Origin of the sequence: Halioglobus japonicus, from assembly GCF_001983995.1 — a bacterium.
Lineage (GTDB): Bacteria > Pseudomonadota > Gammaproteobacteria > Pseudomonadales > Halieaceae > Halioglobus > Halioglobus japonicus.
The window spans coordinates 3,021,764-3,043,534 of record NZ_CP019450.1 but is presented as its reverse complement, the minus strand read 5'-3'; the positions used below and the strand labels follow the sequence as shown (position 1 = coordinate 3,043,534).

Below are 21,771 nucleotides of genomic sequence, written 5' to 3'. Positions count from 1 at the left end.
CTGTTCCCTTACAGACGACCGACGCCAAAGGTATTGGTGTTGACCTGACGATCATCGCCCTCGCGGCACACGCTCAGCGCAAATGCCACGACTGAGCGCGTGTCCGCGGGGTCGATGATGCCGTCGTCCCAGATTCTGGCGGTATTGGCCAGGGCATTGGAGCGCGCTTCCATATCCTGGATGGTTTCCTGCTCCAGTCCGTCGATAAAGGCCAGGGTATCTTCGTTCAATTCGCCCCCGGAGCGAAGTACCTTTGCCTCGGCCACCTGGCGCAACACGCTGCCCGCCTGGGCGGGGCCCATGACGGAGACAACACTGCGTGGCCACGCAAACAGGAAACGAGGGTCCATGCCGCGCCCCGCCATGGCGTAGTTTCCTGCCCCATAAGAGCCAGCGATGAGAATCGTGATCTTGGGCACTGTACAGTTGGTGACGGCCTGAATGAACTTTGCACCGTGTTTAATGATGCCTGCCTGCTCTGGTTCGGTACCTACCAGAAATCCGGTTGTGTTGGTGAGGAACAGCAGAGGGGTACCGGACTGTTCACACAGTTGGATAAACTGCGCGGCCTTGGCTGCGCCCTTGGCAGTGATCGGACTGTTATTACCGATTACTCCACACGGGTAGCCTTCCACCTCGATGTGGCCGCACAGTGTGCCGTTGTCGAAATCACCTTTGAACTCCAGAAAGTCGGAGCCATCGGCGACCCGAGCAATGACCTCGCGCATGTCAAAGGGGGTTTTCGCATCTTCAGGAACGATGCCGCGCAGTTCCGCCGCCGGGTATAGCGGGGCAGCATGGTCGATTTGCGGTGGCAGGGATTGGCGCTTATTCCAGCCGAGTTTAGCGGTGATATCGCGCGCGATGCGGATGCCGTCGGCGTCATTCTCCGCCAGATAGTCGTTGGTGCCAGCGATCTCACTGTGCATCTCAGCGCCACCAAGCTCTTCATCTGTGGCGATCTCACCTGTAGCTGCCTTGAGCAGTGGTGGTCCCGCGAGATACATCGTAGATTGCTTGCGCACCAGTACCAGATAGTCGGAAAGCGTTGGCTGATAGGCTCCGCCAGCGGTGGCACTGCCGTGCACCACGGTAATCTGCGGGATACCTGCCGCGGAAAGGCGACATTGTTTGGCAAACATGGCGCCGGATGTGCCGAAGGTATCACCGACCAGCTTCAGGTTGCCGCCGCCACTCTGGGACAGGTTGACCATGGGCAGTTTGTTCTCCAGGGCAAGGTCCAGCATCCGCATGCGCTTGAGGCCGCCCAGCGGAGAGATGCTACCGCCTTTGGTCAGGTAGTCGTCTACGGCCACCACACAACGTACACCTGAAATGTAGCCAATGCCGGCGATGTAACTGCCACCCGCTGCGGAGCCGTCAGTGTCCTCTTCCTGCATGTAGCCACACAACGTCGACAACTCCAGGAACGGTGAGCCCGCATCAAGCAGCAGGCTCAGGCGCTCGCGCGGTGGTATCAGGCCTTTCTTGATGTAGCGGGGGGCCTTGGCCTGAGCCGCTTCAATCACGCGCCGCTCGATGCCGCGAAATTCATCGACGGCGGCGGTCATGACCTTATGGTTGTTCTGATAGTCCTCGGACTGGGTATCCAGCTGGGATTCGATGACAGCCATAGTACGTTCCTGTAGCTCGATTAGCTCTTGGGCAGAATGCCCATTTTCTTACAGATGATGCCGAGCATAACCTCGTCGGCGCCGCCGCCGATGGAGGTCAGGCGTACATCTCGGTAGGCGCGGGACACAGGGTTGTCCCACATAAAGCCCTGGCCACCCCAGTATTGCAGACAGGCATCGGTGATCTCTCGGCCGATACGGCCCGCCTTCAGCTTGGCCATGGAGGCCTTGAGGGTGACATCCTCGCCATTGATGTAACCCTCCACGGCGTCGTAGGTGAGGGCGCGCAGCGACTCCACCTCGGTTTGCAATTCCGCCATGCGATAGTGAATCACCTGTTGGTCGATGAGCGGCTTGCCGAACGCCTGACGTTCACGTGTGTAATCAATAGTGGCCTGGATAATGGATTCCAGGCTCTTGATGCCACCGGCGGCGGCGAATAGCCGCTCCTCCTGGAACTGCAGCATCTGGTAGGCAAAGCCCATGCCTTCATCGCCGATGCGGTTAATCTGAGGTACGCGCACATCGTCGAAGAAAATTTGCGCGGTATCGGAAGAGCGCATACCGAGTTTGTTCAGCTTCTCGGAGAAGGAAATACCGGGTGTGTTGGTGGGTACCACAACCAGCGATTTGTTCAGGTGCTTGTGGTCGCCGCCGGTGTTGGCCAGCAGGCACAGGTAGTCGGCCTGGGTGGCATTGGTAATCCACATTTTGGTGCCGTTGATGACGTAGTCTTCGCCATCTTTGACGGCGGTGGTTTTGATCGCGGCGACATCTGAGCCAGCGTGAGGTTCGCTCACTGCAATGGAGCACACTGCTTCACCGGAAATGGCCTTGCGCAGGAATTCCTGTTTGATGTGATCACTACCGAACTTGGCCATGGCTGGAGTCGCCATATCCGTCTGCACACCGATGGCCATGGAAATGCCACCGCTGGCGATTCTGCCGAGTTCTTCGGAGAATACTATCTGGTAGCTGTAGTCGAGCCCCATGCCGCCGTATTCAACGGGTTTGGCAATACCGAGCAGACCCAGATCGCCCATCTTCTTGAACAGTTCATGTGCAGGGAAAATGCCATCTTCCTCCCACTGGTCGCAGTAGGGATTGATCTCCTTATCGATAAACTGGGCGATAGTGTTGCGGATGGCTTCGTGTTCTTCGGTTAAACGCATAGTCTTGTCTCTTTCAATTATTTAAAAATACTGCCTTCTTCACCCAGCTTGACCACTTTCTGGAAAGCCGGGCGTTCGCGCATGCGGTTGAGGTAGTCGCGTACCTGGGGCTTGTAGCGTTCATCGATTTTTAGCACTTCACCCAGGTGTAGAGCGTAGGCAATGTCGATGTCGGCAATCGTGAAACGGTTGTCGACGAGATACTCGCGACCATCTTCGAGGTAGCGATTCAGTCTGCGCAGGCGTGCGTGGTACCACTTCATGTAGTCTGTCGCCGCTTCGGCCAGGCCGCGCTCAGGCGGTTCCTGCAAGGTGTAGCGAATGTAGACGGTCTGAGGGAAGGTGAGGGTGGCGTCGCTGTGGAATAGCCAGTTAATGTAGTCACCATACTCCGGATGGTCCGGGCGCAGGCCGAACTCGTGCTTGCCGTACTTCTCAACCAGGTACAGGGGAATGCCCGAGGACTCAGTCATGTGAACGTCGCCGTCGATCATATAGGGAATGGTACCCAGCTCATTGACGTCCATAAATTCAGGCTGCATAAAGCGGGGCGGGAAGGGCATGACTTCCACTTCATAATCGAAGCCCATTTCCTCCAGTGCCCAGATGGCGCGCAGTGAGCGCGCGTTATGGCAATGCCATACTTTGATTGTCACTGTTTATACTCCGTACTGGCGCGAGGCGAGGTCGCGCATGATTTCTTCTGATCCGCCGCCGATGGCCTGGACCCGCACTTCGCGGTAGATGCGTTCGACGCGGTTGTCACGCAGGTAGCTGGCGCCCCCGAGAATCTGGCTGGCCTCCCGGGCGCAAAACTCCATGGTCTGGCTGCACTGCACCTTGAGCAGGGCAATATCGCCGAAGTTCGGCTGGCCGGCCATGATCTCGCGGGTGCAGTGATTGATCATGGCCTGGCAGGCATTGATCTGCTGTTTCATCTCAGCAATCTTGTGGCGGATCACCTGGTGGTCGGCGAGACGCTTGCCAAAGGTTTTGCGTTCCTGCGCCCAGTTAACTGCTTCCTCCAGGCAAACCCGCGCATAGGCCTCCATCTGCACACACATGGACATGCGCTCGGCATTGAAGTTGTTCATGATGACCAGGAAGCCGTGTCCTTCCTCACCGATGAGGTTCTCTACGGGCACTTTCACGTTGTCGTAGTAGATGGTGGCGGTATCGGACACCCACCATCCCTGCTTGCGATCGAGCTTGGTGCGCGACACGCCCTCGGCATCCATGGGGACCAGCAGCATGGACACGCCGGCGGGACCCTCGCCACCCGTGCGTACCGCGGTGGTGGTCCAGTCAGCCCGCATTCCCCCGGAAATGAATGTCTTGGAGCCATTGACGATATAGTGGTCACCTTCACGACGCGCTGTGGTCTGGATATTGGCCACGTCTGAACCGCCGCTGGGTTCAGTAATGCCCAGAGAGATTTTCTTACTGCCGTCGAGCACCGCGGGCACGACCTGCTGTTTGATGGCATCGCTGGCAAAGTTGACCACTGGAGGTAGCCCAATGCCGTGAATGAGCAGCGACGGGAAGATGCCGCCGACACCCACACGCGAGAGTTCCTCGTTCATGATATTCACATGCCAGAGGTCGATCCCCTCCTGGACGCCGCCGAATTCTTCGGGATAGCCGAGTCCCAGCAAGCCCACCTCTGCAGCCTTTTGCCACAGTTCATCGGGCAGGGCGCCGTCTTCATCCCACTGCGCCGCATAGGGCATGATCTCGCGATCTATAAAGCGACGCAGTTGGGCGCGCCACTCCTCGTGTTCAGGAGTCAGATAGGGGTTGCTCAGGCGGGCACTGTCAAAGTCCAAAGCCATGATTTTGCTCCATATTCTGGTGGTATGGCAGACGGGAGCGCTAAGTGTAGACCGATGGCGGTACGGCGCCCCTTTTTGGGTGCCAATCGCATGGGAATTGGTGCCAAGGTACTGTCTCGAACCGAACAGGGCCCGGGCTGATGTGCCGGTCCTGTCGCACCGGGCCCAGCTACTCGCGCCACTTTTCGATGGAGAAAACCAACAGCAGTTGTTCGAACTTCGGGAAGGCAGTGGCCTCCGCATACAGCTGTTGGTCCGCGTTGACACGCAGCTGGCACGAACTATCGAGCAAATTGGTGTTGCGCGATCCACCGTTTAAATAACGATAGGTCGGAAATGTGTATCTCGCCGTAGCCCAGTGTCAGCAGACCCTGAGTCTTTAACGTGGTCAGTGCTTTGCCGACGCTGACGCGTGATTGCCCCAGGGCAAAAGCAAGGTCGACCTGACGTACACGGATAACGTTGTCGCCAAAACAGCCTTCCTGTTGCAGGCGCAACAAGACTTTTGCGACGCGCACCTCGAGGGTGTTGGTCCGTGTGTCATCGGAAAATTCCAGCGCCTGGTACAGTCGGCTGGTAAGTGTGACCAGCAGTGCCTGGGTAAGAGCGGGCTCGCGGGCGAGCAGAGCATCCAGCTGTGGCTTGCTGACGGTGACAACGGTAGTTTTGCCGAGAGCGTCGGCATCGTAGGGCCGGGGCTTATTGAGGAACAGGGTAGCTTCACCGAAGCAATGACCTTCACCCAGTACGCCGGTTTGTATGAAGCCGCCGTCTTCACCATAGATTCCAAAGCCGACACGCCCATTCATGATGATCGACAGGCCTTGATGGTCGGTGCCACGGGTGTGGATGTGCTGGCCATTCTTGTAGTGTTTTTCCTGGCCACTTGCGGTGAGTGCCCTGGCCAGTGATTTGGGGAGGAGCGCGAGCAGGGGACGAGTTTCGTTCATCTGGATAGTCTTTTGAAAATGCTAAATATTTAGCATTCTATGTTGTGGCGGATCGCTAGGCTAGTGGGGAATATGTCGAACCTGGGAGCTTTGTGGTGGAGAAAGTCACGATATCCATAATCTATTTGCTGTTTGCAGTGGCCGAGACGCTGCGAGGCGGCTTTTTCCAGAAGCCCGGAGAAACCCGGAGCGACATGTATGTTGAACTTGTCAGTACGTTGCTGCTGGTCGCAGTAACCCAGCCGCTGGTCCTGCTCGGTGGTGGCTACGTTGCGAGTCTTGTGTGGCCGGAAGGTGCGGGGGCGCTCGTCGGGATTCCGATACTCGCTGCAATCGCACTGTTCCTCGTGTTTGACGACATGATGCAGTACTGGTGGCACCGCCTGTCCCACACGGTGCCCTGGCTGTACAACTTGCACAGACCGCACCACAACGCCGAGTATCTGTCAGTGCGGGTGGTTTACCGCAATAACATTTTTTACTACGCCATGATGCCGGGCCTGTGGTTTTCAGGTGCCCTCATCTACCTGGGGCTCGGCTGGGTTTACGCGGGCTACGTCATCGTCAAGATGACGGTCATCATCGGGGCGCACAGTGATGCCCGCTGGGATGCCCCGCTGTATCGTATCAAGTGGCTATCCCCGGTGATGTGGGTGGTAGAACGCACAATCTCCACGCCGGCAACCCACAGTGCCCACCATGGTAAGTTTGCCGACGATGGTGTGACTCACTACAAGGGCAATTACGGCAACCTGCTGTTCTTTTGGGATGTGCTGTTCGGCACTGCGAAAATTACGCGCTGCTACCCTGAGCGCATGGGTGTTGAAAACCTGCCGGAGACCTCCGCCGCCGAACAGTTGCTGTGGCCACTGGTACGTGAGCCAGCCACACAGGTTGCTCGATCGCAGACACCCTGATCTGCCTGGCAGTTGTGGCGCCGCGTCAGGGGCGGCGATGCTCCAGGGGAGATATGCCATGCCAACTTTTGAACGCAGAGGAGAAGGATCCTTGATCGCTGTAGCCCAGCAAAAACGCGATTTCGGTCACAGTGAGTCGCTCGTCGCTGAGATAGCGCAACGCCAGGTCGGCGCGAACCTGCTGGAGTACCTGCTGGAAGTGGGTGTCGCGCTCAGACAGGCGGCGCTGCAGTGTGCGCCGCGACAACGTGAGCTCTTCGGCGACGCTGTCGATATTGCCGCGCCCCTGGGGCAGCAGCCGGAGCAGGCTTTGGCGCAGCTCTCTCAGAAAGGGGTCCTGGGTGTGATCCTTGTCAAACAGATGATCGACGGGCAGTTTCGCGAATGCCGAACTCATATCGCCGTAGGGGCGGGTGAGTGGATAGTCGAGGCTGTCGCGGTCGAAAAACAGACAACTGATCGGCTGCCCGAAGAGTAATTTGTCACCAAAGACCGTGCGCAGCATTTGCGTATCGCGGGGCTCAGCGTAGGTGAAGTGGGCTTCGCGAACGGGAATGGGCTGCACACAGAGCGAGTCGACAATAGCCGCGGACATGCTCAGCACAATGTCGCTGAGGTGGCGTTGCTCGCCGCTGGGCTGCCAGAGCGGGTGCCACTGCAGTTTCAAGAACCGTTTGTCGGCCTGCATGGCCACTTCACCGAGATCGCCCGTGGTGCGCAGCATGCTGGGCATCAGGTTGAGGTACTCGCGAAAGGTTGAACAGACCGTAGACATGTACAACTGCAGGTTGAGTCCGTCGACGTAGCCAACCCGCCCGGCGTAGAGGCCGAGGTTCTGGTCCTCGCTGAACTCGGTGATGAGGTCAAAGCACTGCAAAGCCTGGGCCACGGCGAAACGCTGGGCGGAATCCTTGAGCAGGTGTTTGTCGATGCCGGCCTTGATGAGCAGGGTGTCCATGGGGGCGCCGAGCGATTCGCCGGCCTGGACAATAGAACTCACGAAGGGGCTATAAACGCTCCAATTCGGATTGAGTTCGTGCATAGAATTGCCTTGGTGCCCGCGGTCATAAATTACTGTGCGGCAGTTTACCAGCCTCTGCGGCGCTTGCCATCAATCGGTGGCAGGTGGTGTTCCTGGCGTGGGTTCAGGCTTTGGCAAAAGTTTGACGTAGCCGCTGCGAAAATCCGGGTACAGCAACGTATACTCACTGTCGCGCAGTCGCTGGTTCCGACAGCGTTTACCGACAGCAACTGACTGGGCGTCGTCAGCGGCGGGCACGCGCCTTAGCTCAACCTGCAGCTGGCTGGCTAACCAGGCTTCAATATCCTGTAGTGATGCCGGCTCGTTATCGACCCCGTTGTAAATCGATAGCAACGGAGCGCCGGTGTGCGCGAGTGTGAACAAGTGGGCGAGAAAGCCGGCAGCATCGTCGCGGTGCACACGATTGGTATAGTGAATCGGGCTAGATGCGTTAGCATTTCCTGTGAGCACCCGCTCGATCAGGCGTGGGCCAGGGCCGCCATACAGACCACCGAATCTGACGATGCTTGCGGGCAGTCCGGCCGTTAAAAAATGATCCTCGGCGGTGGCGATAGCTATTGCCCTGGGGTCTGTATCTGATAGCTCAGACTTCTCGTCCACCCAGGCGCCGTTCTGCTCGGCATACACCCGGGTGCTGGAGGCCATGATGATGCGTTTGGGGCGGTGAGAGCCCAGGCCTGCGATGACATTTTCGGCCGCGCGAGTGAACCCCAACTGGTACCCGTCGATATCCCGTGAGATTGGGGTAAAGGTGGTCAGTACGTAATCAGGTTTGAGCTCTTCGAGCAGCGCGAGATCTTCGCTGCGAGTATAGTCGGCAGCGTGTAAAGGGAGTGTGTCGATTGCCTCCGGCCGGCGTCTTATGCCGGAGACACGCCAGCCCAGTGGGCTGAGAATGCGATGCACGCGAACGCCGAGATCGCCGCAGCCGATGATGAGAAGTGAAGGCTTGGCCATGTGTTCAGATCTGTTGTCTTGGGGTAGACATGTTGTGTTATCAATAGCGCGGAAGGATAGCATGGAAATTAGCGCCCACCCGGTTTATCCTGACTCGCTTTACGCACTTGAGATCCCACGAGGTAAATATGATCCGCACCCTTTCAGCGCTGTTGCTGTCCTGTGTTATCGGCAGTACAGCCGCCGTTGCCCAATCGGTAAAGTTGATGGCAAACACCTCGCCACCTTATGCGGACCAGCAATTGCCCCAGCGCGGCCTGGGTGTTGAGCTTGTCGAACATGTGTTCGCAGGCTCAGGTATCGATGCCACCATTACCATTGAGACCTGGTCGCGAGCGCTGGAAGGGGCCCAGTTGGGGGTCTATGACGGTCTGTCATCAGCCTGGTATGCCGATGAGCGCGCCAAGGACTTGCTGTTCAGTGAGCCTTACCTCAGCAGCGAACTGATTATTCTGAAAAAGCGCGGCGATAATCGCCAATACACGTCACTGGAGCAGCTCTCCGGTCGCATCGGCGTTCGTACCGACTACGCCTATCCGGTTGATTTGAGCGCGAACCAGAACCTGGTGCTGGTGCAGGAGAATCACCTGATTCAAAACCTGCTCAACCTGGTCAATGGCAAAGTCGACTATGTGATTGGCGATTTGCGCACGGTGAACCAGCAATTGCACGAGTACCTGTCTGGCAGTCGCCATCAGGTCTCTGTGACCGGCGTAGAACTGCCGCCGGTTGCGCGCCACGTGGCCATTAGCCGCAGCCTAGATGGGCATGCGGAAATCGTCGCGGCTTTCAACAAGTCACTGGCGAATGCCAAGCGCGATGGCAGTCACCTGGCCATTGTTGAACGCTGGGACGAGCGCTACCAGGGCCAATAAGCCTAAACCAGCCCCAGTGCCCGGGCACCGTCGTTGAGCTGAGCGTGAAACGGATCGCTGTCGGCGTCGCGGTGCCACTGGTATTCGGCACCATCCGCTGCGGCGATGGCGGCCTCCTCACCCCAAACCCGGGCGATCAGCGCCAGGGTCATATCCATGCCGGCCGAGACGCCGGATGACGTCAACATATTTCGATCTTCCACCCAGCGCGCCTGCTCAACCCACTGGGTGTCGCTGGGCACCATCGCATTGAGTGCGAAGAACTGTTTGTTGGTCGTTGCGCGGTGTTGATCCAGCAATCCCGCCTTGGCCAGAAGTAGCGAGCCTGTGCATACGGACGTGGTGTACTTTGCATCGGATGACTGGCGTTGCAAAAATGCGAGCAGCGCTGTGTTTTCCAGTTCAGGCATGGTGCCAAACCCTCCCGGCACAACAATAATGTCGGCCTGCGGCGCGCTCTTGAAGTTGTAGTCGGGCGTGGCGCGGGGGCCGATGCCAACGGCCTGACCCATGGCCGAACCCACCGGCTCAAGTGAGTGCGCAACGAGTTTGATGTCAACGTGTTCCTCGCCGAGTAGCGAGTACATTTCCAGAGGGCCGAATAAGTCCAGGAGTTCAAAGCCGGGGTAAAGCAGGCCGACGACCAGTAGTTTCTCGGTACTCACAATATTGTTCTCCGCAACAGGTGGAATGGGGTTTGGGTGTGCTAGAGTGGCATTGAACATCCGCCAAGGCAAAATTTTGACTACGACACTACAGCGTACGCTCGCCATTCTCAGCCTGATTGTCGCGGGCGAAGTCATTTTCGGATTGCCGTTTCATACCTCGCGATTTTTTCGCCCCACGTTTCTCGAAGAGTTCGGTCTTACCAATACTGAACTGGGTGATATGTTTGCACTCTATGGAATCGTGGCTATGTTGGCCTATTTTCCAGGCGGGTTCCTGGCTGATCGTTTTGCACCACGTTGGCTGATCGTTGTGTCGCTAGTGTTGACAGGCGCCGGCGGGCTGATCCTGGCATTCGTGCCGAGCAAAACAACCCTTTATGTCCTGTTCGGCTATTGGGGCTTTACCACGATATTTCTGTTCTGGGCAGCGATGATTAAAGCCACGCGAATATGGGGCGGAGCCAACTCGCAGGGCCTGGCCTTTGGATTGCTTGATGGTGGCAGGGGGCTGGTCGCCAGTGTGCTGGCAACCGGCGCTATCTGGTTGCTGCCGTGGCTTGCCCAGGGGCAGGCCGAGCTGTCCATGCAACTGATTATTTACTATTACACCGCGGCGACTTTCCTAGCGGCGGTGCTCGTCTGGTGGACACTTGGCGACGGCAACGTGGGCTCTGTCCAGACCGTTCCCGGTTCGCGCCAGGCGTGGTCCGGTGTGGCTCGCAATCCATCTGTCTGGTGGTTGGCGGGTATTGTGGTGGCCGCCTATTGTGGCTACAAGGGCATAGATAACTATGGCCTCTACGCGGCACAGGTACTGGGCATGAGCGACCTGGCATCGGCGAAGTTTGTCACCGCGGCCAGCTATACCCGTCCCATCGCCGCGCTGTGTGCCGGATTGTTGGCAGACAGGATTGGGGCGAATCGCCTGATCCGCTATGTGTTTGGTTTATTGGTGCTCAGCTATCTAGTGCAGGCTGTATTCGGTTTTGTGCATCTGGGCGCGACCTTAATCATGGCCAACCTGGTGTTGTCGGTCGTCGCTGTTTACGCGCTGCGTGGGGTGTATTTTGCGGTGCTCGAAGAAAGTCGTATCGCCGCGCACCATACTGGCGCTGCTGTGGGCATTGTGTCTCTGGTGGGCTATACACCGGATATCTTCTTTGCGCCGCTGACGGGCCGAATTCTCGATGCAGGCACGCCCGCCGAGGGCTTTGCCAATTACTTCCTGGTGCTGACGATACTGAGTGTCTTGGGCCTGCTGTGTGCAATGGTGCTGGCCAGGAAGGTACGACGCGAGACGCCCTGAATGTCGATTGCCCTGATTTATGCCCGTTCCCGGAACTATTGCATTGGCGTTGATGGCGATCTTCCCTGGCGGTTGCCTGCGGAGTTCGCGTTTTTCAAGCAAACGACGCTCGGTAGTGCAGTGATCATGGGGCGCAAGAGCTATGAAGATCACAATAGTGAACTACCTGACAGACTGAACATCGTGGTTACGCGCCAGCCAGATTACACGCCAGTGCCCGGCGTGCGTGTCGCCGATTCACTGGTAGCGGCACTGGCGCTGGCGCGCGATCAGGGTAAGCCTGTTTTTGTGATTGGCGGTGTCGGTCTGTTCCGCGAGGCTATGCCGCTGGCGGATACGGTATTTGAAACTATCGTCGAAGCGGATATTGAGGGTGATACCTTCGTCGATGCCTTTGATTTTTCCGGTTGGGGGTCCGAGCGGGTGCTGCAGCACGACGTGGATGCAAAACATCGCTACGCCTTTACGGCATATCGCCATTCAAGGCCTACATCGCACTCATCAAAAAGCCGGTAATCGCCGCATTATTATCACTGAGCGTGGGCACCACTTCATTGCGCACGTCTTTCACCAGCGTTTGATAGCGCTTGTAAAAGTCCCAGCTCGGGGTGGGGTGGTACTGGAAACTGTCGATTTCAAGATAGGCCAGAATACCCTTGGCAGTGGTGGGCTTTACGAAGACTTCGCGACTGGGCGCGTAGTAAAAGGGCACTACCGAAATCACCGACCATTTGGCCAGCTTGTGTTGCTGGAGCATGCCCAGCATGAGTTCGAATCCCAGCTGCTTTTTGCCATGGATACGCTGGTATAGCGCATCCGCAAAGCTCTGTTTTTCGTGACTGTTGAGGCTGTTAATAAAATCGCGAAAGCGTGGTTTCTCGAAACGCGACACCATGGAGGATCGGCTGAGCACGGTCAGTGCATCGTTGCAGACTTTTTCAGGGCGCCCGAAGGCGGCCTTGTTGAAGTTGCTTCTGGCGAAGTCGCTGAGCTTGCCAATATTGTGCCGTTTGCGGACGGTTTCCAGGCCGGGGTCGGCAAAGCCGCCAGGGTAGCGCTGCAGAAAATCCGCCTCGGCCTGGCGCAGTTTGTCGAGATTCATCAGCTGACGCAGAACACGTTCAGCTTGTTGCCATCGAGGTCGCGAAAATAACCGGCGTAAAAGCCTTCGCCGCGTGGTCCTGCAGCGCCCTCGTCGGCACTGCCCATGGCGATGGCTTTGGCGTAAACGCGATCTACCGCTTCCTTGCTGTCCACCTCAATGGCGGCCATGACTCCGTTGCCTACGGTTGCCGGCTCGCCGTTAAAGGGCTTGCTAATGGAGATCGGTGTGCTGTCGGCGCCGGTGGTCCAGGCGACAAAGGTCTCCTCGGTCATATACCGCTTAGCGCCAATTTCAGCGAGCAGTTCATCGTAGTAGGCGACGGCTTTGTCCAGGTCATTCGTGCCGAGCGTCAGGTATCCGATCATAGTGTTTATTCCTGGTTGAAGCGCAGAGCGCCGAGATAGTCCATTTTGCTGAGTTTAACGCCGTCCATGCGCAACAGGTCATAGAGTGTGGTGGCGTGGAAAAAGAAGTTCGGTTGCGAAAACGTCTGAACGAAATCGTCGGTCAAGAAGGGCAGTTCTGTTTCTCCCGCCTTGAATTTCATGGGTTTGCCACTCAATGCGTTAACCGCATCGGGAGTTTTCGCACTGATTTCTTCGATCGCCTCATGGATGAGCGTGTTGTAGCCGGCCCAGCCTTCGCAATCCACTTTGGGGGCGGCTGGAACAGGCCCGACTCGAGGCTGCGCATGGCGCCCAGTGAGTGATACCAGACTGAAACGATCTGAAAGGTGAGGGGAGCCATGTCATCGGTCAGGCGCAGTGTCAGGAGTTCGTCAGGGCTGCTGCCCCTGGCTTCGGCATGTGCTGCGCCCTTGGCCAGAACCTGCATGACCGCGCCAAGGGTTTGCAGATAGTTGGAACAGTGATGTCGTAAAGGGATAACGCCATGGCTTACTTGTCTCGCAAATGTTTAGAGCCGATAAAGAAGTGCAGAGACGCCCAGGCCGCGGTCGCCGGAATGATATAGAGCATAGCGTGGCGCAGTGACTCCGAACCCAGCTCGGGTGCCAGATAGTCACTGAGTGCCCCAATCAGTGTCGGGCCCAGTCCCAGGCCGATGATATTAATCACCAGGAAGTACAGCGCTGAGGCTGTGGCTCGCATACGAGGCTCGACCATCCCGTGGGTCAGTGCCAGGCAGGGGCCGATATAACAGGTGGAAAGCAGGCTCGGGATCAGGTTAATCGAGAGGGCCGCGGTGGTATTCTCGGCCAATAGAAATGCGACGCAAAACGGCACCATGGCGAGTACGGCAATACCCGGCAGCAGCAGGTACCAGCGGCGATCAATTTTGCCCAGCTTGTCCGCATAGTAACCGGCGAGGAAGGTGCCTACACCACCGAATATACCGGCGCCGATTGCCAACCATATACCCAGTTCAGCAGTACCCATCCCGTGGCTGCGAATGTAGAAAGGTGCCGTCCAGTTCACCAGTCCGTAACCCACCAGTGAATTCAGCGCAGAGGCGAAGAACAGATGGCGCAGTGCGAGATTGGCATAGATGCGCTTGACCACGTCCTTGAGGGGGACCGCAGTCTCTTCGACAGCGGCTTGTTCGGACCAGCCCCTGAGTGGCTCGGCAACCGTCATGCGAATCCAGATTGCCAGCAGGATGCCCGGTGCGCCTACCAGCACAAACGCCCAGCGCCAGCCGAGCACCTCGTTCAGAATACCACCCAGGAAGAAGCCGAACATGATGCCGATGTTAATGCCCAGACTATAAGTGGACATGGCGGTGGCGCGGCTTTCCGGTGGGAAGATATCGGAGATCATCGAATGCGCTGGCGGGCTGCCGCCGGCCTCACCGACGCCCACGCCAATGCGGGCCAGCAGTAGCTGGGTGTAGTTCATGCAAGCGCCGCTAATGGCGGTCATGAAGCTCCACACACCCACCGCCAGCGAGATGATATTACGGCGATTCCCGCGATCTGCCCAGCGGGCAATCGGCACGCCGGCGGATACATAAAACAGGGCAAAGGCAAAACCCGTTAGTAGGCCCAGCTGGGTGTCAGAAAGCAGGAGCTCAGCTTTAATGGACTCCTGCAGTATGGAAATGAGCTGCCGGTCAATGAAGTTAAAGGAGTACACCAGCGTCAGCACCATCAGCACATAGGTGCGATAGGCGGGCTTGGTATACGGATTGTTCTCCACCGGAGCCTCGGTTGTCTCGGCCATTATTGGTCCTTATTGTCGTTATCGTGAAGGCTGCCGCTATCTTAGCCGCTGCGGCGGCCGGGCGCATCCCAAGCTGGTGCGAAAGCGCAAAACGCGCGATCATTGGCGCCCTCACGCCTGTATCGAGATCAACAAATGTTACGCCACCTGTATTACCGCTGGATTGCTCTGGCATTGACTGTTCTTTCACCATGGGTGCAGGCCCAGGCGCCAGCTGCGCCGGTGGTGGTGGCGACGGTGCAGCAGGCCGATATTGTGCAGGTGGTGCAATTGACCGGCACTGTCACCGCCGAACGTAATGCAGAGCTCTCGGTCGCAGTGGCCGGGCTGGTACAAAACCTGGCAGTCGATGCCGGAGACCACGTGGCGGCGGGCGACCCGTTGCTGCAGCTGGATCCAGAACTGGCCGAGCAGCAGATGCTGGCGGCGCAAGCTGCCTATGCCCGCGCCGAACGCGCCGCACAGGATGCCCAGCGCCGCCTCGACGAGGCCCGGCGTCTCGCGCCCCAACAGAGCATTGCCGAAACCGCCGTGCGCGATCTCGAATCCGAAGTGGCAGAGGACAGCGCAGAACTGGCGCGCCTTGGAGCCGAGTTGGCCTATCGCAAGGGTGTGCTGGACAGGCACTTGCTGCGGGCGCCATTTGCCGGTGTTGTCAGCGCCAGGAGCGCTGAGCTGGGCGAGTGGCTGGCGCCCGGGGCCGCCGTCATGACCCTCGTTTCCACCGAGGACCTGCGGCTGGATTTCCAGGTGCCGGAGGATTATCTGGGACAGGTCGAGCCGGGTGCGCCGGTGCTGTTTTCGATCGGAGCCGACAAGTCGACTCGCTATCGTGGCTCGGTGATTGCTGCGGTGCCGGTGACAGATCCGACCGTGCGCACATTCCTGGTCAGGGTGGTGTCGGATGAGGTGATAACCGCGTTGTTGCCCGGTATGTCTACGCAGGTCACCCTGCGTCTGGGCGCAGGACAACAGGGGCTGGCGGTGCCGCGGGATGCGATTCTTCGCTACCCCGATGGCCGCATTATTATCTGGGAAGCAGTCACGGAGAATGGCGCGCCAGTGGCCCGAGAGCGCCTGGTACAAACAGGGTTCGAATTCGACGGGCTGGTGGAAATTCGCGCCGGGCTCAGCGACGGGGCGCAGGTGGTGGTCGAGGGCAATGAAAGCCTGCGCAATGGTCAGGCGCTAAGCCTTCGTCCCGGACAAGGGCGCTAACCGTGTTTGAAAAAATTATCGCCAGGGGCACGCTGGTAACGGTCTCTGTACTGATCGTCGCGGTCATTGGCATTCTCGCTGCCACACGGATTCCCGTACAAATGATTCCGGATCTGGATGTGCGCACCATTGGTGTGCGCACCGTCTGGCCCGGGGCAACTCCCCAGGATGTGGAGAAAGAGCTCATCATTGAGCAGGAAGATTTTCTTCGCAACCTGCCGAACCTGTCGCGTATTACCTCTACAGCACAGACCAGCTCCGCATCGATTCAGCTGGAGTTTCCGCTGGGCGTCGATATGACGGACATGATGATCAGGGTCAGCAACGCCCTGAGTCAGGTGCCTAACTACCCGGAGAACGTCGACGAGCCCGCCGTATTTGCCAGCTCGTTCTCCAGCAATGCATTCATGTTCTTTAATGTTGTGCCGCTGCCGGGCAATCCAAGGCAGCTGGATATGGATCTGGTACGCGATTTTCTGATCGACAACCTGCGGCCGCGTATGGCCAGTGTGCCGGGAGTTTCAGAGGTGGATTTCTGGGGCGGTTCCATGCGCCAGGTGCAGATTCTGGTGGACCCTGCGCGTCTGGCACAGCGAGGCCTGACGCTGATGGATGTGCGTAATGCTATCCGCACCCGCAACCAGGACCGCTCCGGCGGCGACCTGTCTTCGGGCAAACGGCAATACATGCTGCGAACCATCGGCCGCTTTGAGGATTTGAGCGAACTGGAAAACCTCATACTCGATCGGCGCGAAGATAATGTGATTCACCTGAAAGACGTGGCCACGGTTCAGCTGGATCATTTCGAAAAACGCCAGTTTGCGCGCTACAACGGCCAGGAAAATATCACGATCGCGATTCGCCGTGAATCGGGATCCAATGTGATTGAGATCAAGCAGCAGATGCTGGCCGAGGTCGATGCACTGCGTGAGCAGGTGCTGAAGCCGGCGGGGATGGATATCGTGCTGTCGTCAGACGATGTGCGTTACGTCGAAGACTCGGTGGCCACGGTCTGGAAGAACCTGATTCTGGGTGCGTTGCTGGCAACGGCAGTAATGTACCTCTTTCTGCGTTCCGGCCGTGCCACTGCGGTAGGTGTGATCGGGATTCCGCTGTGTATCATCGTGGCGTTTCTTGGTCTGTTGTTGGCGGGGCGCACCATTAACGTCATCTCACTGGCGGGGATTGCCTTCGCGCTGGGCATGACGCTGGACAACAGTATTGTGGTGCTCGAGAGCATCGAACTCGAGCGCCGCGGTGGAGCCAGTCGCTTCCAGGCGGCCGTGAACGGCGTGCGCAAGGTATGGCCGGCAGTGTTTGCGTCTACCATGACCACGGTGCTGGTGTTTCTGCCTGTGCTGTTTGTGGAGCAGGAGGCGGGGCAATTGTATTCGGATATTGCCATTGCGATCTCGGCCGCGATTCTGGCTTCGCTGCTGGTCGCTATCACGGTCTTGCCTACCGCGGCTGCGCGCCTGGAATTTGTCAACGAATCCAAACAGGCCAAGAGCGCCGCAGCCCAGGAAGCAGGCGCCAAAGCATGGACGCTGCGCCAGGTCGCTCGACTGTTGCACAGCCCCCGCAGTCGCCTGACGACAGTTCTGGTAGCTGTTATCGCTAGCGCCCTGGTGATCGTGGTGCTTACACCACCCGCCGAGTACTTGCCTGAGGGCGAGGAGCCCAAGATCTTCTCCTCGATGAGCCCGCCGCCAGGCTACAACCTGGATACTCTGGAACGAATTGCCAGCGAGGTGGAAGCCTACTTTCTCACCTTTGTCGGGGTAGATCCTGAGGCTTACGATCGCGGTGAAATCGATGTTCCCGCCCTCAAGTACTTTTCCATGCGTGTGAACGCTGGCAGGGTAGGGGCGCTCGTGGAGCCGGTGCGTCATCAAGACATTGAGCCACTGATGGATGCGCTGACCGGCAAGTATCGCGAATACCCCGGTATGCGGGCATTTGCCTCGCGGGGGTCGATTATCTCTAGTAACGACGGTGGATCGCGCTCGATTAACCTGGATATCTCCGGACCAGACCTGTTCACGCTGTTCCAGGTAGCTCGCACCATCGAGCAGCGGGCCGAAGAGGTGTTGGAGAACCCGCGTATCCAGAGCCAGCCGCGCTCGCTGTCGCTGGCCCAGCCCATGATGGAAATCCATCCGCGATGGGAGCGGGCGGCCGAGCTGGGTATCGATGCCAATAGCCTTGGCTACACGGTCTCAGCCATGACCGATGGCGCGTTCGTGGACGAATTTTTCCTCGATGACGACAAGATCGATATGTACCTATACAGCGACACCGGGCTGGATGTGGAGTTGGAGAATATGCGCCAGCTACCGCTTTACACTGCGCGCGGTGAGGTCGTGCCCCTGGGGGCTATTGCCGATTTTCGCGAGAGTGTCGACACCAATGCGATTCGCCGTGTCGGTGGCAGACGAACTGTCACCCTCAATATTATTCCGCCGCGGACCACGCCGCTGGAGAGTGGCGTGGAACAGGTGAAGTCCGAGGTGATGCAATACCTGCTCGATAGTGGCGCTATTCCCGCCAACGTGACGGTAAGTATCTCCGGTGCCGCCGACGCATTGCAGAAAACCCGCGATGCGTTGTTGGGCAACTATCTGGTGGCACTGTTTATTGTGTATCTACTGATGGTGGCAATCTTCAATCACTGGGGCTATCCGCTGCTGATCCTGACCTCGATTCCCGTCGGCATTGCCGGTGGTCTGGTGGGGTTGTGGACATTGAATGGTGTTGGCGCGCTGCTACCGCTGTTCGGCGGTGCGGCGATCGTTCAGCCCTTTGACATGATTACCATGCTCGGCTTCCTCATTCTGATGGGAACAGTGGTTAACAACCCGATACTCGTTGTGCATCGCGCCGTTGAGAATGCGCGCACCGGATTGCTGCCACTGGAGGCTGTCACAGAAGCCGTGCAAACCCGACTGCGGCCCATTGCCATGTCGACGATTACCACCCTGTGTGGCCTGGCACCGCTGGTGCTGCTGCCGGGGGCCGGTACCGAGCTGTACCGTGGACTGGGCGCGATTGTGCTGTTTGGTATTCTCGGGTCCATGCTGGTGACCTTGACAATGTTGCCAGCACTCACCGTAATGGTGCTGGAGTTCCAGCGCCGCAAATCGTAATTGAGAGGAGGGCTCATGGCCGGCAATCTTTCCTTTGATTCGCTCAAGCAGCGGGTGGACGACGGTAGCATTGATACTGTGATTGCTGCCATTCCGGACATGCAGGGCAGGCTGATGGGCAAACGCTTCCAGGCCGAATACTTTGTGTCCACCGCCTGGAAGGAAACCCATTGCTGTAACTATCTCGTGGCCACCGATATGGAGATGGAGACGGTTGCGGGCTACAAGGCCTCCAGCTGGGACGCGGGCTATGGAGACTATTCCATGGTGCCCGATATGGCCACACTGCGGGTGCTGCCCTGGGCTGATGGCACTGCCCTGGTGATTTGCGACCTGGTCGACCACCACACCCACGAACTGGTGCCTCACGCGCCGCGTACCGTATTGAAAAAGCAGTTGCAGCGGCTGGAAGCTATGGGGCTCAGTTCTGCGGTGGCCACTGAGTTGGAATTTTTCGTCTTCCGTGAGGATTTCGAATCCCTGCGCGATGCCGATTACACCGATATGACCACCATTAGTCCGTACAACGAGGACTACCACCTGTTTCAAACAGCCAAGGAAGAGCCTCTGATGCGCGGCATTCGCACCGGACTGCAAGGTGCAGGTGTGGCTGTGGAAAATACCAAGGGTGAGGCGTGCGCGGGGCAGGCCGAAATTAACGTCTGTTATACCGGTGGGCTGGAGATGGCCGATAACCACGTGTTGGTCAAACAGGCGGTGAAGGAAATCGCGCTCCAGCATGAGCGGGCCGTGACCTTTATGGCCAAGTGGGATACCGATGCTGCAGGTTCATCCAGTCATGTTCACCAATCCCTGCAAACGCTCGAGGGTGAGCCCGCGTTCTACGATGCGGATGCACCTTACGGCATGAGCGAGTTGATGCGCCACTATCTGGCCGGGCTATTAGCCCATGCCGACGACATCACCTTTTTTCTTGCTCCCTATGTCAATTCCTACAAGCGTTTCGCAGAGGCCACGTTTGCGCCTACCAAGGCGGTCTGGTCCATGGATAACCGCACAGCCGGTTACCGTATTGTGGCTCCAGATACTGCATCCGTGCGGGTGGAATGCCGGGTGGGTGGGGCCGACCTCAATCCCTATCTGGCCATCGCCGCGCAGTTGGCTGCGGGTATCAAAGGCATAGAAGACAAGCTGACGCTCGAGCCCGAATTCAGCGGCAATGCCTATGAAGAAGAGGGAATTCGCGAAGTGCCCCGTACCCTGCGGGCGGCGACGGATGCATTGCGTTCTTCGTCCATGCTGCGCGAAGCCCTGGGCGATGCGGTGGTGGACCACTATGTGCGCTGTGCCGAGTGGGAGCAGGAAGACTTCGACCGCAAGGTCACCGACTACGAACGCAGGCGCGGATTCGAGCGCGCCTAAGAGGTAACAATGATCAAGTGTATATCACCCATTGATGGCTCCACCTATATCGAGCGAGAGCCCCTGAGTGAGGCCGCTGCACGCAGCGCAGTGGATGCAGCCGCTGCGGCGCAGAAGCCCTGGGCGAGTCGCCCCTTACAGGAACGTATCGACCTCGTGTTGGCGGCGGTCGCAGAGCTGGAGGCCGTTGGCGATGAGATAGTGCCGGAACTGGCGTGGCAGATGGGCCGGCCGGTGCGCTATGGCGGTGAATTGGCCGGCGTGCGCGAGCGCAGTGAGTACATGGCCAGTATTGCCGCTGAAGCCCTGGCACCGCACGAGGTTGAGGACAGCGATCGCTTCCGTCGCCGGATTGATCGCAAGCCCCTGGGCGTGGTGCTGGTAGTGGCCCCCTGGAATTATCCGTACCTCACCGCGATCAATACCATTGTTCCTGCACTGATCGCGGGAAATACCGTGGTGCTCAAGCACGCCTCGCAGACTCTGGCGGTGGGCGATCGTCTGGCGCAGGCCTTTCATCGGGCCGGTGTGCCCGACACCGTCATTCAACACGTGGTGCTCGATCATGCCACCACGTCGGCGTTGATTGGTTCGGGCGTGTTCGGCTTCGTTAACTTCACCGGCTCGGTGCCCGGCGGCAAGGTGATGGAAGAGGCCGCTGCAGGTACGTTTACCCCGGTGGGGACGGAACTGGGTGGCAAGGACCCAGGCTATGTGATGCCAGATGCGGATCTTGATGCCGCGGTAGAGACGCTGATCGACGGCGCCATGTTTAATGCCGGTCAATGCTGTTGTGGTATCGAGCGGATCTACGTGTGTGAAGAACACGACGATGCGTTTGTGCGTAAAGCGGTGAGCATTGTCGAGGGCTATGTGCTCGGCAATCCTCTGGAGACGGCAACCACGCTGGGGCCAATGGCTCATGTGCGCTTTGCCGATGAAGTGCGCGCGCAGACAGTGGCGGCAATAGCCGACGGCGCGCGGGCGCTGATTGACCCAGCTCTGTTTCCCGCCGACAACGGCGCCTACCTGATGCCGCAGATTCTGGTGGATGTGAATCACAGCATGCGGGTGATGCGCGATGAGTCCTTTGGACCCGTGGTGGGCATCATGAAAGTGAGCAGCGAGGAAGAAGCCATTGCATTAATGAACGATTCTGACTTTGGCTTAACCGCCTCGCTGTGGACGGCGGATGTGGCCCGCGCGGAACGTATCGCCGCAGAGCTGGACTACGGGACGGTGTTTATGAACCGCTGCGATTACGTGGATCCCGGTTTGTGCTGGACCGGTTGCAAGGACACCGGCCACGGCGGAGGGTTGTCGGTGATTGGCTACCAGAACCTGACCCGCCCCGCGTCGCGCCACTTCAAGTTGTGTTGAGCGAAT

Annotated in this window: 21 protein-coding genes; 8 read left to right on the top strand and 13 right to left on the bottom strand. The window is 58.3% G+C overall.

Annotated features, from left to right (window positions below):
- Positions 1-8: 8 nt before the first annotated feature.
- The 5 genes from BST95_RS14305 to BST95_RS14285 form a co-directional block, all read right to left on the bottom strand.
- The gene (locus BST95_RS14305; protein WP_066051382.1) at positions 9-1,634 is read right to left on the bottom strand and encodes an acyl-CoA carboxylase subunit beta; all 1,626 of its coding nucleotides are present in this window, start codon (positions 1,632-1,634) and stop codon (positions 9-11) included.
- Positions 1,635-1,654: 20 nt separating this feature from the next.
- Positions 1,655-2,806 (bottom strand): acyl-CoA dehydrogenase family protein, encoded by a 1,152-nt coding sequence (locus tag BST95_RS14300; protein ID WP_066051379.1) that lies wholly within the window; start codon positions 2,804-2,806, stop codon positions 1,655-1,657.
- 17 nt (positions 2,807-2,823) lie between these two features.
- Positions 2,824-3,462 (bottom strand): glutathione S-transferase family protein, encoded by a 639-nt coding sequence (locus tag BST95_RS14295; protein WP_229801579.1) that lies wholly within the window; start codon positions 3,460-3,462, stop codon positions 2,824-2,826.
- Between the two features lie 3 nt (positions 3,463-3,465).
- A complete protein-coding gene (locus tag BST95_RS14290; protein WP_066051376.1) occupies positions 3,466-4,638 on the bottom strand; it encodes an acyl-CoA dehydrogenase family protein in 1,173 nt (390 codons plus the stop codon).
- Between the two features lie 281 nt (positions 4,639-4,919).
- On the bottom strand, positions 4,920-5,588 hold the full coding sequence (locus BST95_RS14285; protein WP_066051374.1) for a Crp/Fnr family transcriptional regulator: 669 nt from the start codon (positions 5,586-5,588) through the stop codon (positions 4,920-4,922).
- A 95-nt stretch (positions 5,589-5,683) separates the two neighbouring features.
- On the opposite strand from BST95_RS14285, the gene BST95_RS14280 reads away from it, so the two are divergent.
- On the top strand, positions 5,684-6,505 hold the full coding sequence (locus BST95_RS14280; protein ID WP_205737281.1) for a sterol desaturase family protein: 822 nt from the start codon (positions 5,684-5,686) through the stop codon (positions 6,503-6,505).
- 25 nt (positions 6,506-6,530) lie between these two features.
- Here the strand turns inward: BST95_RS14280 and BST95_RS14275 are convergent, their stop codons facing one another.
- Together BST95_RS14275 and BST95_RS14270 are read right to left on the bottom strand one after the other, a co-directional pair.
- Positions 6,531-7,547, bottom strand: coding sequence for an AraC family transcriptional regulator (locus BST95_RS14275; protein ID WP_066051367.1), 1,017 nt, complete (start codon positions 7,545-7,547; stop codon positions 6,531-6,533).
- A gap of 69 nt (positions 7,548-7,616) precedes the next feature.
- Positions 7,617-8,504, bottom strand: a complete 888-nt coding sequence (locus tag BST95_RS14270; RefSeq protein WP_066051364.1) for an NAD(P)H-binding protein — start codon at positions 8,502-8,504, stop codon at positions 7,617-7,619.
- Positions 8,505-8,632: 128 nt separating this feature from the next.
- Between BST95_RS14270 and BST95_RS14265 the strand changes: the two genes are divergently transcribed.
- Complete coding sequence (locus BST95_RS14265) at positions 8,633-9,379, top strand: substrate-binding periplasmic protein (protein WP_066051360.1); 747 nt, start codon at positions 8,633-8,635, stop codon at positions 9,377-9,379.
- A gap of 2 nt (positions 9,380-9,381) precedes the next feature.
- Here BST95_RS14265 and BST95_RS14260 read toward each other — a convergent pair whose 3' ends face one another.
- Complete coding sequence (locus BST95_RS14260; RefSeq protein ID WP_084200257.1) at positions 9,382-10,044, bottom strand: DJ-1/PfpI family protein; 663 nt, start codon at positions 10,042-10,044, stop codon at positions 9,382-9,384.
- Positions 10,045-10,120: 76 nt separating this feature from the next.
- Here BST95_RS14260 and BST95_RS14255 point away from each other — a divergent pair, with 76 nt between their 5' ends.
- Together BST95_RS14255 and BST95_RS14250 are read left to right on the top strand one after the other, a co-directional pair.
- Positions 10,121-11,353: an MFS transporter gene (locus tag BST95_RS14255; RefSeq protein ID WP_205737280.1), complete on the top strand. Its 1,233-nt coding sequence runs from the start codon at positions 10,121-10,123 to the stop codon at positions 11,351-11,353.
- Positions 11,354-11,869, top strand: a complete 516-nt coding sequence (locus tag BST95_RS14250; protein ID WP_066051354.1) for a dihydrofolate reductase — start codon at positions 11,354-11,356, stop codon at positions 11,867-11,869.
- On the opposite strand, the gene BST95_RS14245 is transcribed toward BST95_RS14250, so the two are convergent.
- The 5 genes from BST95_RS14245 to BST95_RS14225 all read right to left on the bottom strand — a co-directional run bounded on the left by BST95_RS14245 (position 11,841) and on the right by BST95_RS14225 (position 14,638).
- On the bottom strand, positions 11,841-12,455 hold the full coding sequence (locus tag BST95_RS14245; protein WP_084200255.1) for a hypothetical protein: 615 nt from the start codon (positions 12,453-12,455) through the stop codon (positions 11,841-11,843). The two genes, BST95_RS14250 and BST95_RS14245, sit on opposite strands and share 29 nt — an antisense overlap.
- Complete coding sequence (locus tag BST95_RS14240; RefSeq protein WP_084200254.1) at positions 12,455-12,823, bottom strand: VOC family protein; 369 nt, start codon at positions 12,821-12,823, stop codon at positions 12,455-12,457. Before BST95_RS14240 ends, BST95_RS14245 begins: the two co-directional genes overlap by 1 nt.
- Before the next feature lie 5 nt (positions 12,824-12,828).
- Positions 12,829-13,110, bottom strand: coding sequence for a DUF1993 family protein (locus tag BST95_RS21155; protein ID WP_084200253.1), 282 nt, complete (start codon positions 13,108-13,110; stop codon positions 12,829-12,831).
- Positions 13,017-13,292, bottom strand: coding sequence for a DUF1993 family protein (locus BST95_RS21420; protein ID WP_084201184.1), 276 nt, complete (start codon positions 13,290-13,292; stop codon positions 13,017-13,019). The genes BST95_RS21155 and BST95_RS21420 overlap by 94 nt, the downstream gene beginning before the upstream one ends.
- A gap of 62 nt (positions 13,293-13,354) precedes the next feature.
- Positions 13,355-14,638, bottom strand: coding sequence for a spinster family MFS transporter (locus BST95_RS14225; RefSeq protein ID WP_084200252.1), 1,284 nt, complete (start codon positions 14,636-14,638; stop codon positions 13,355-13,357).
- 135 nt (positions 14,639-14,773) lie between these two features.
- Between BST95_RS14225 and BST95_RS14220 the strand changes: the two genes are divergently transcribed.
- The 4 genes from BST95_RS14220 to BST95_RS14205 are packed head-to-tail and all read left to right on the top strand — an operon-like array spanning position 14,774 to position 21,765.
- Complete coding sequence (locus BST95_RS14220) at positions 14,774-15,856, top strand: efflux RND transporter periplasmic adaptor subunit (RefSeq protein ID WP_066051340.1); 1,083 nt, start codon at positions 14,774-14,776, stop codon at positions 15,854-15,856.
- A gap of 2 nt (positions 15,857-15,858) precedes the next feature.
- A complete protein-coding gene (locus BST95_RS14215; RefSeq protein ID WP_084200251.1) occupies positions 15,859-19,002 on the top strand; it encodes an efflux RND transporter permease subunit in 3,144 nt (1,047 codons plus the stop codon).
- Between the two features lie 15 nt (positions 19,003-19,017).
- The gene (locus BST95_RS14210) at positions 19,018-20,385 is read left to right on the top strand and encodes a glutamine synthetase family protein (protein WP_084200250.1); all 1,368 of its coding nucleotides are present in this window, start codon (positions 19,018-19,020) and stop codon (positions 20,383-20,385) included.
- A 9-nt stretch (positions 20,386-20,394) separates the two neighbouring features.
- Entirely contained in the window at positions 20,395-21,765 is a 1,371-nt protein-coding gene (locus tag BST95_RS14205) for an aldehyde dehydrogenase family protein (protein ID WP_084200249.1), read from the top strand.
- The last annotated feature ends 6 nt before the right edge of the window (positions 21,766-21,771 follow it).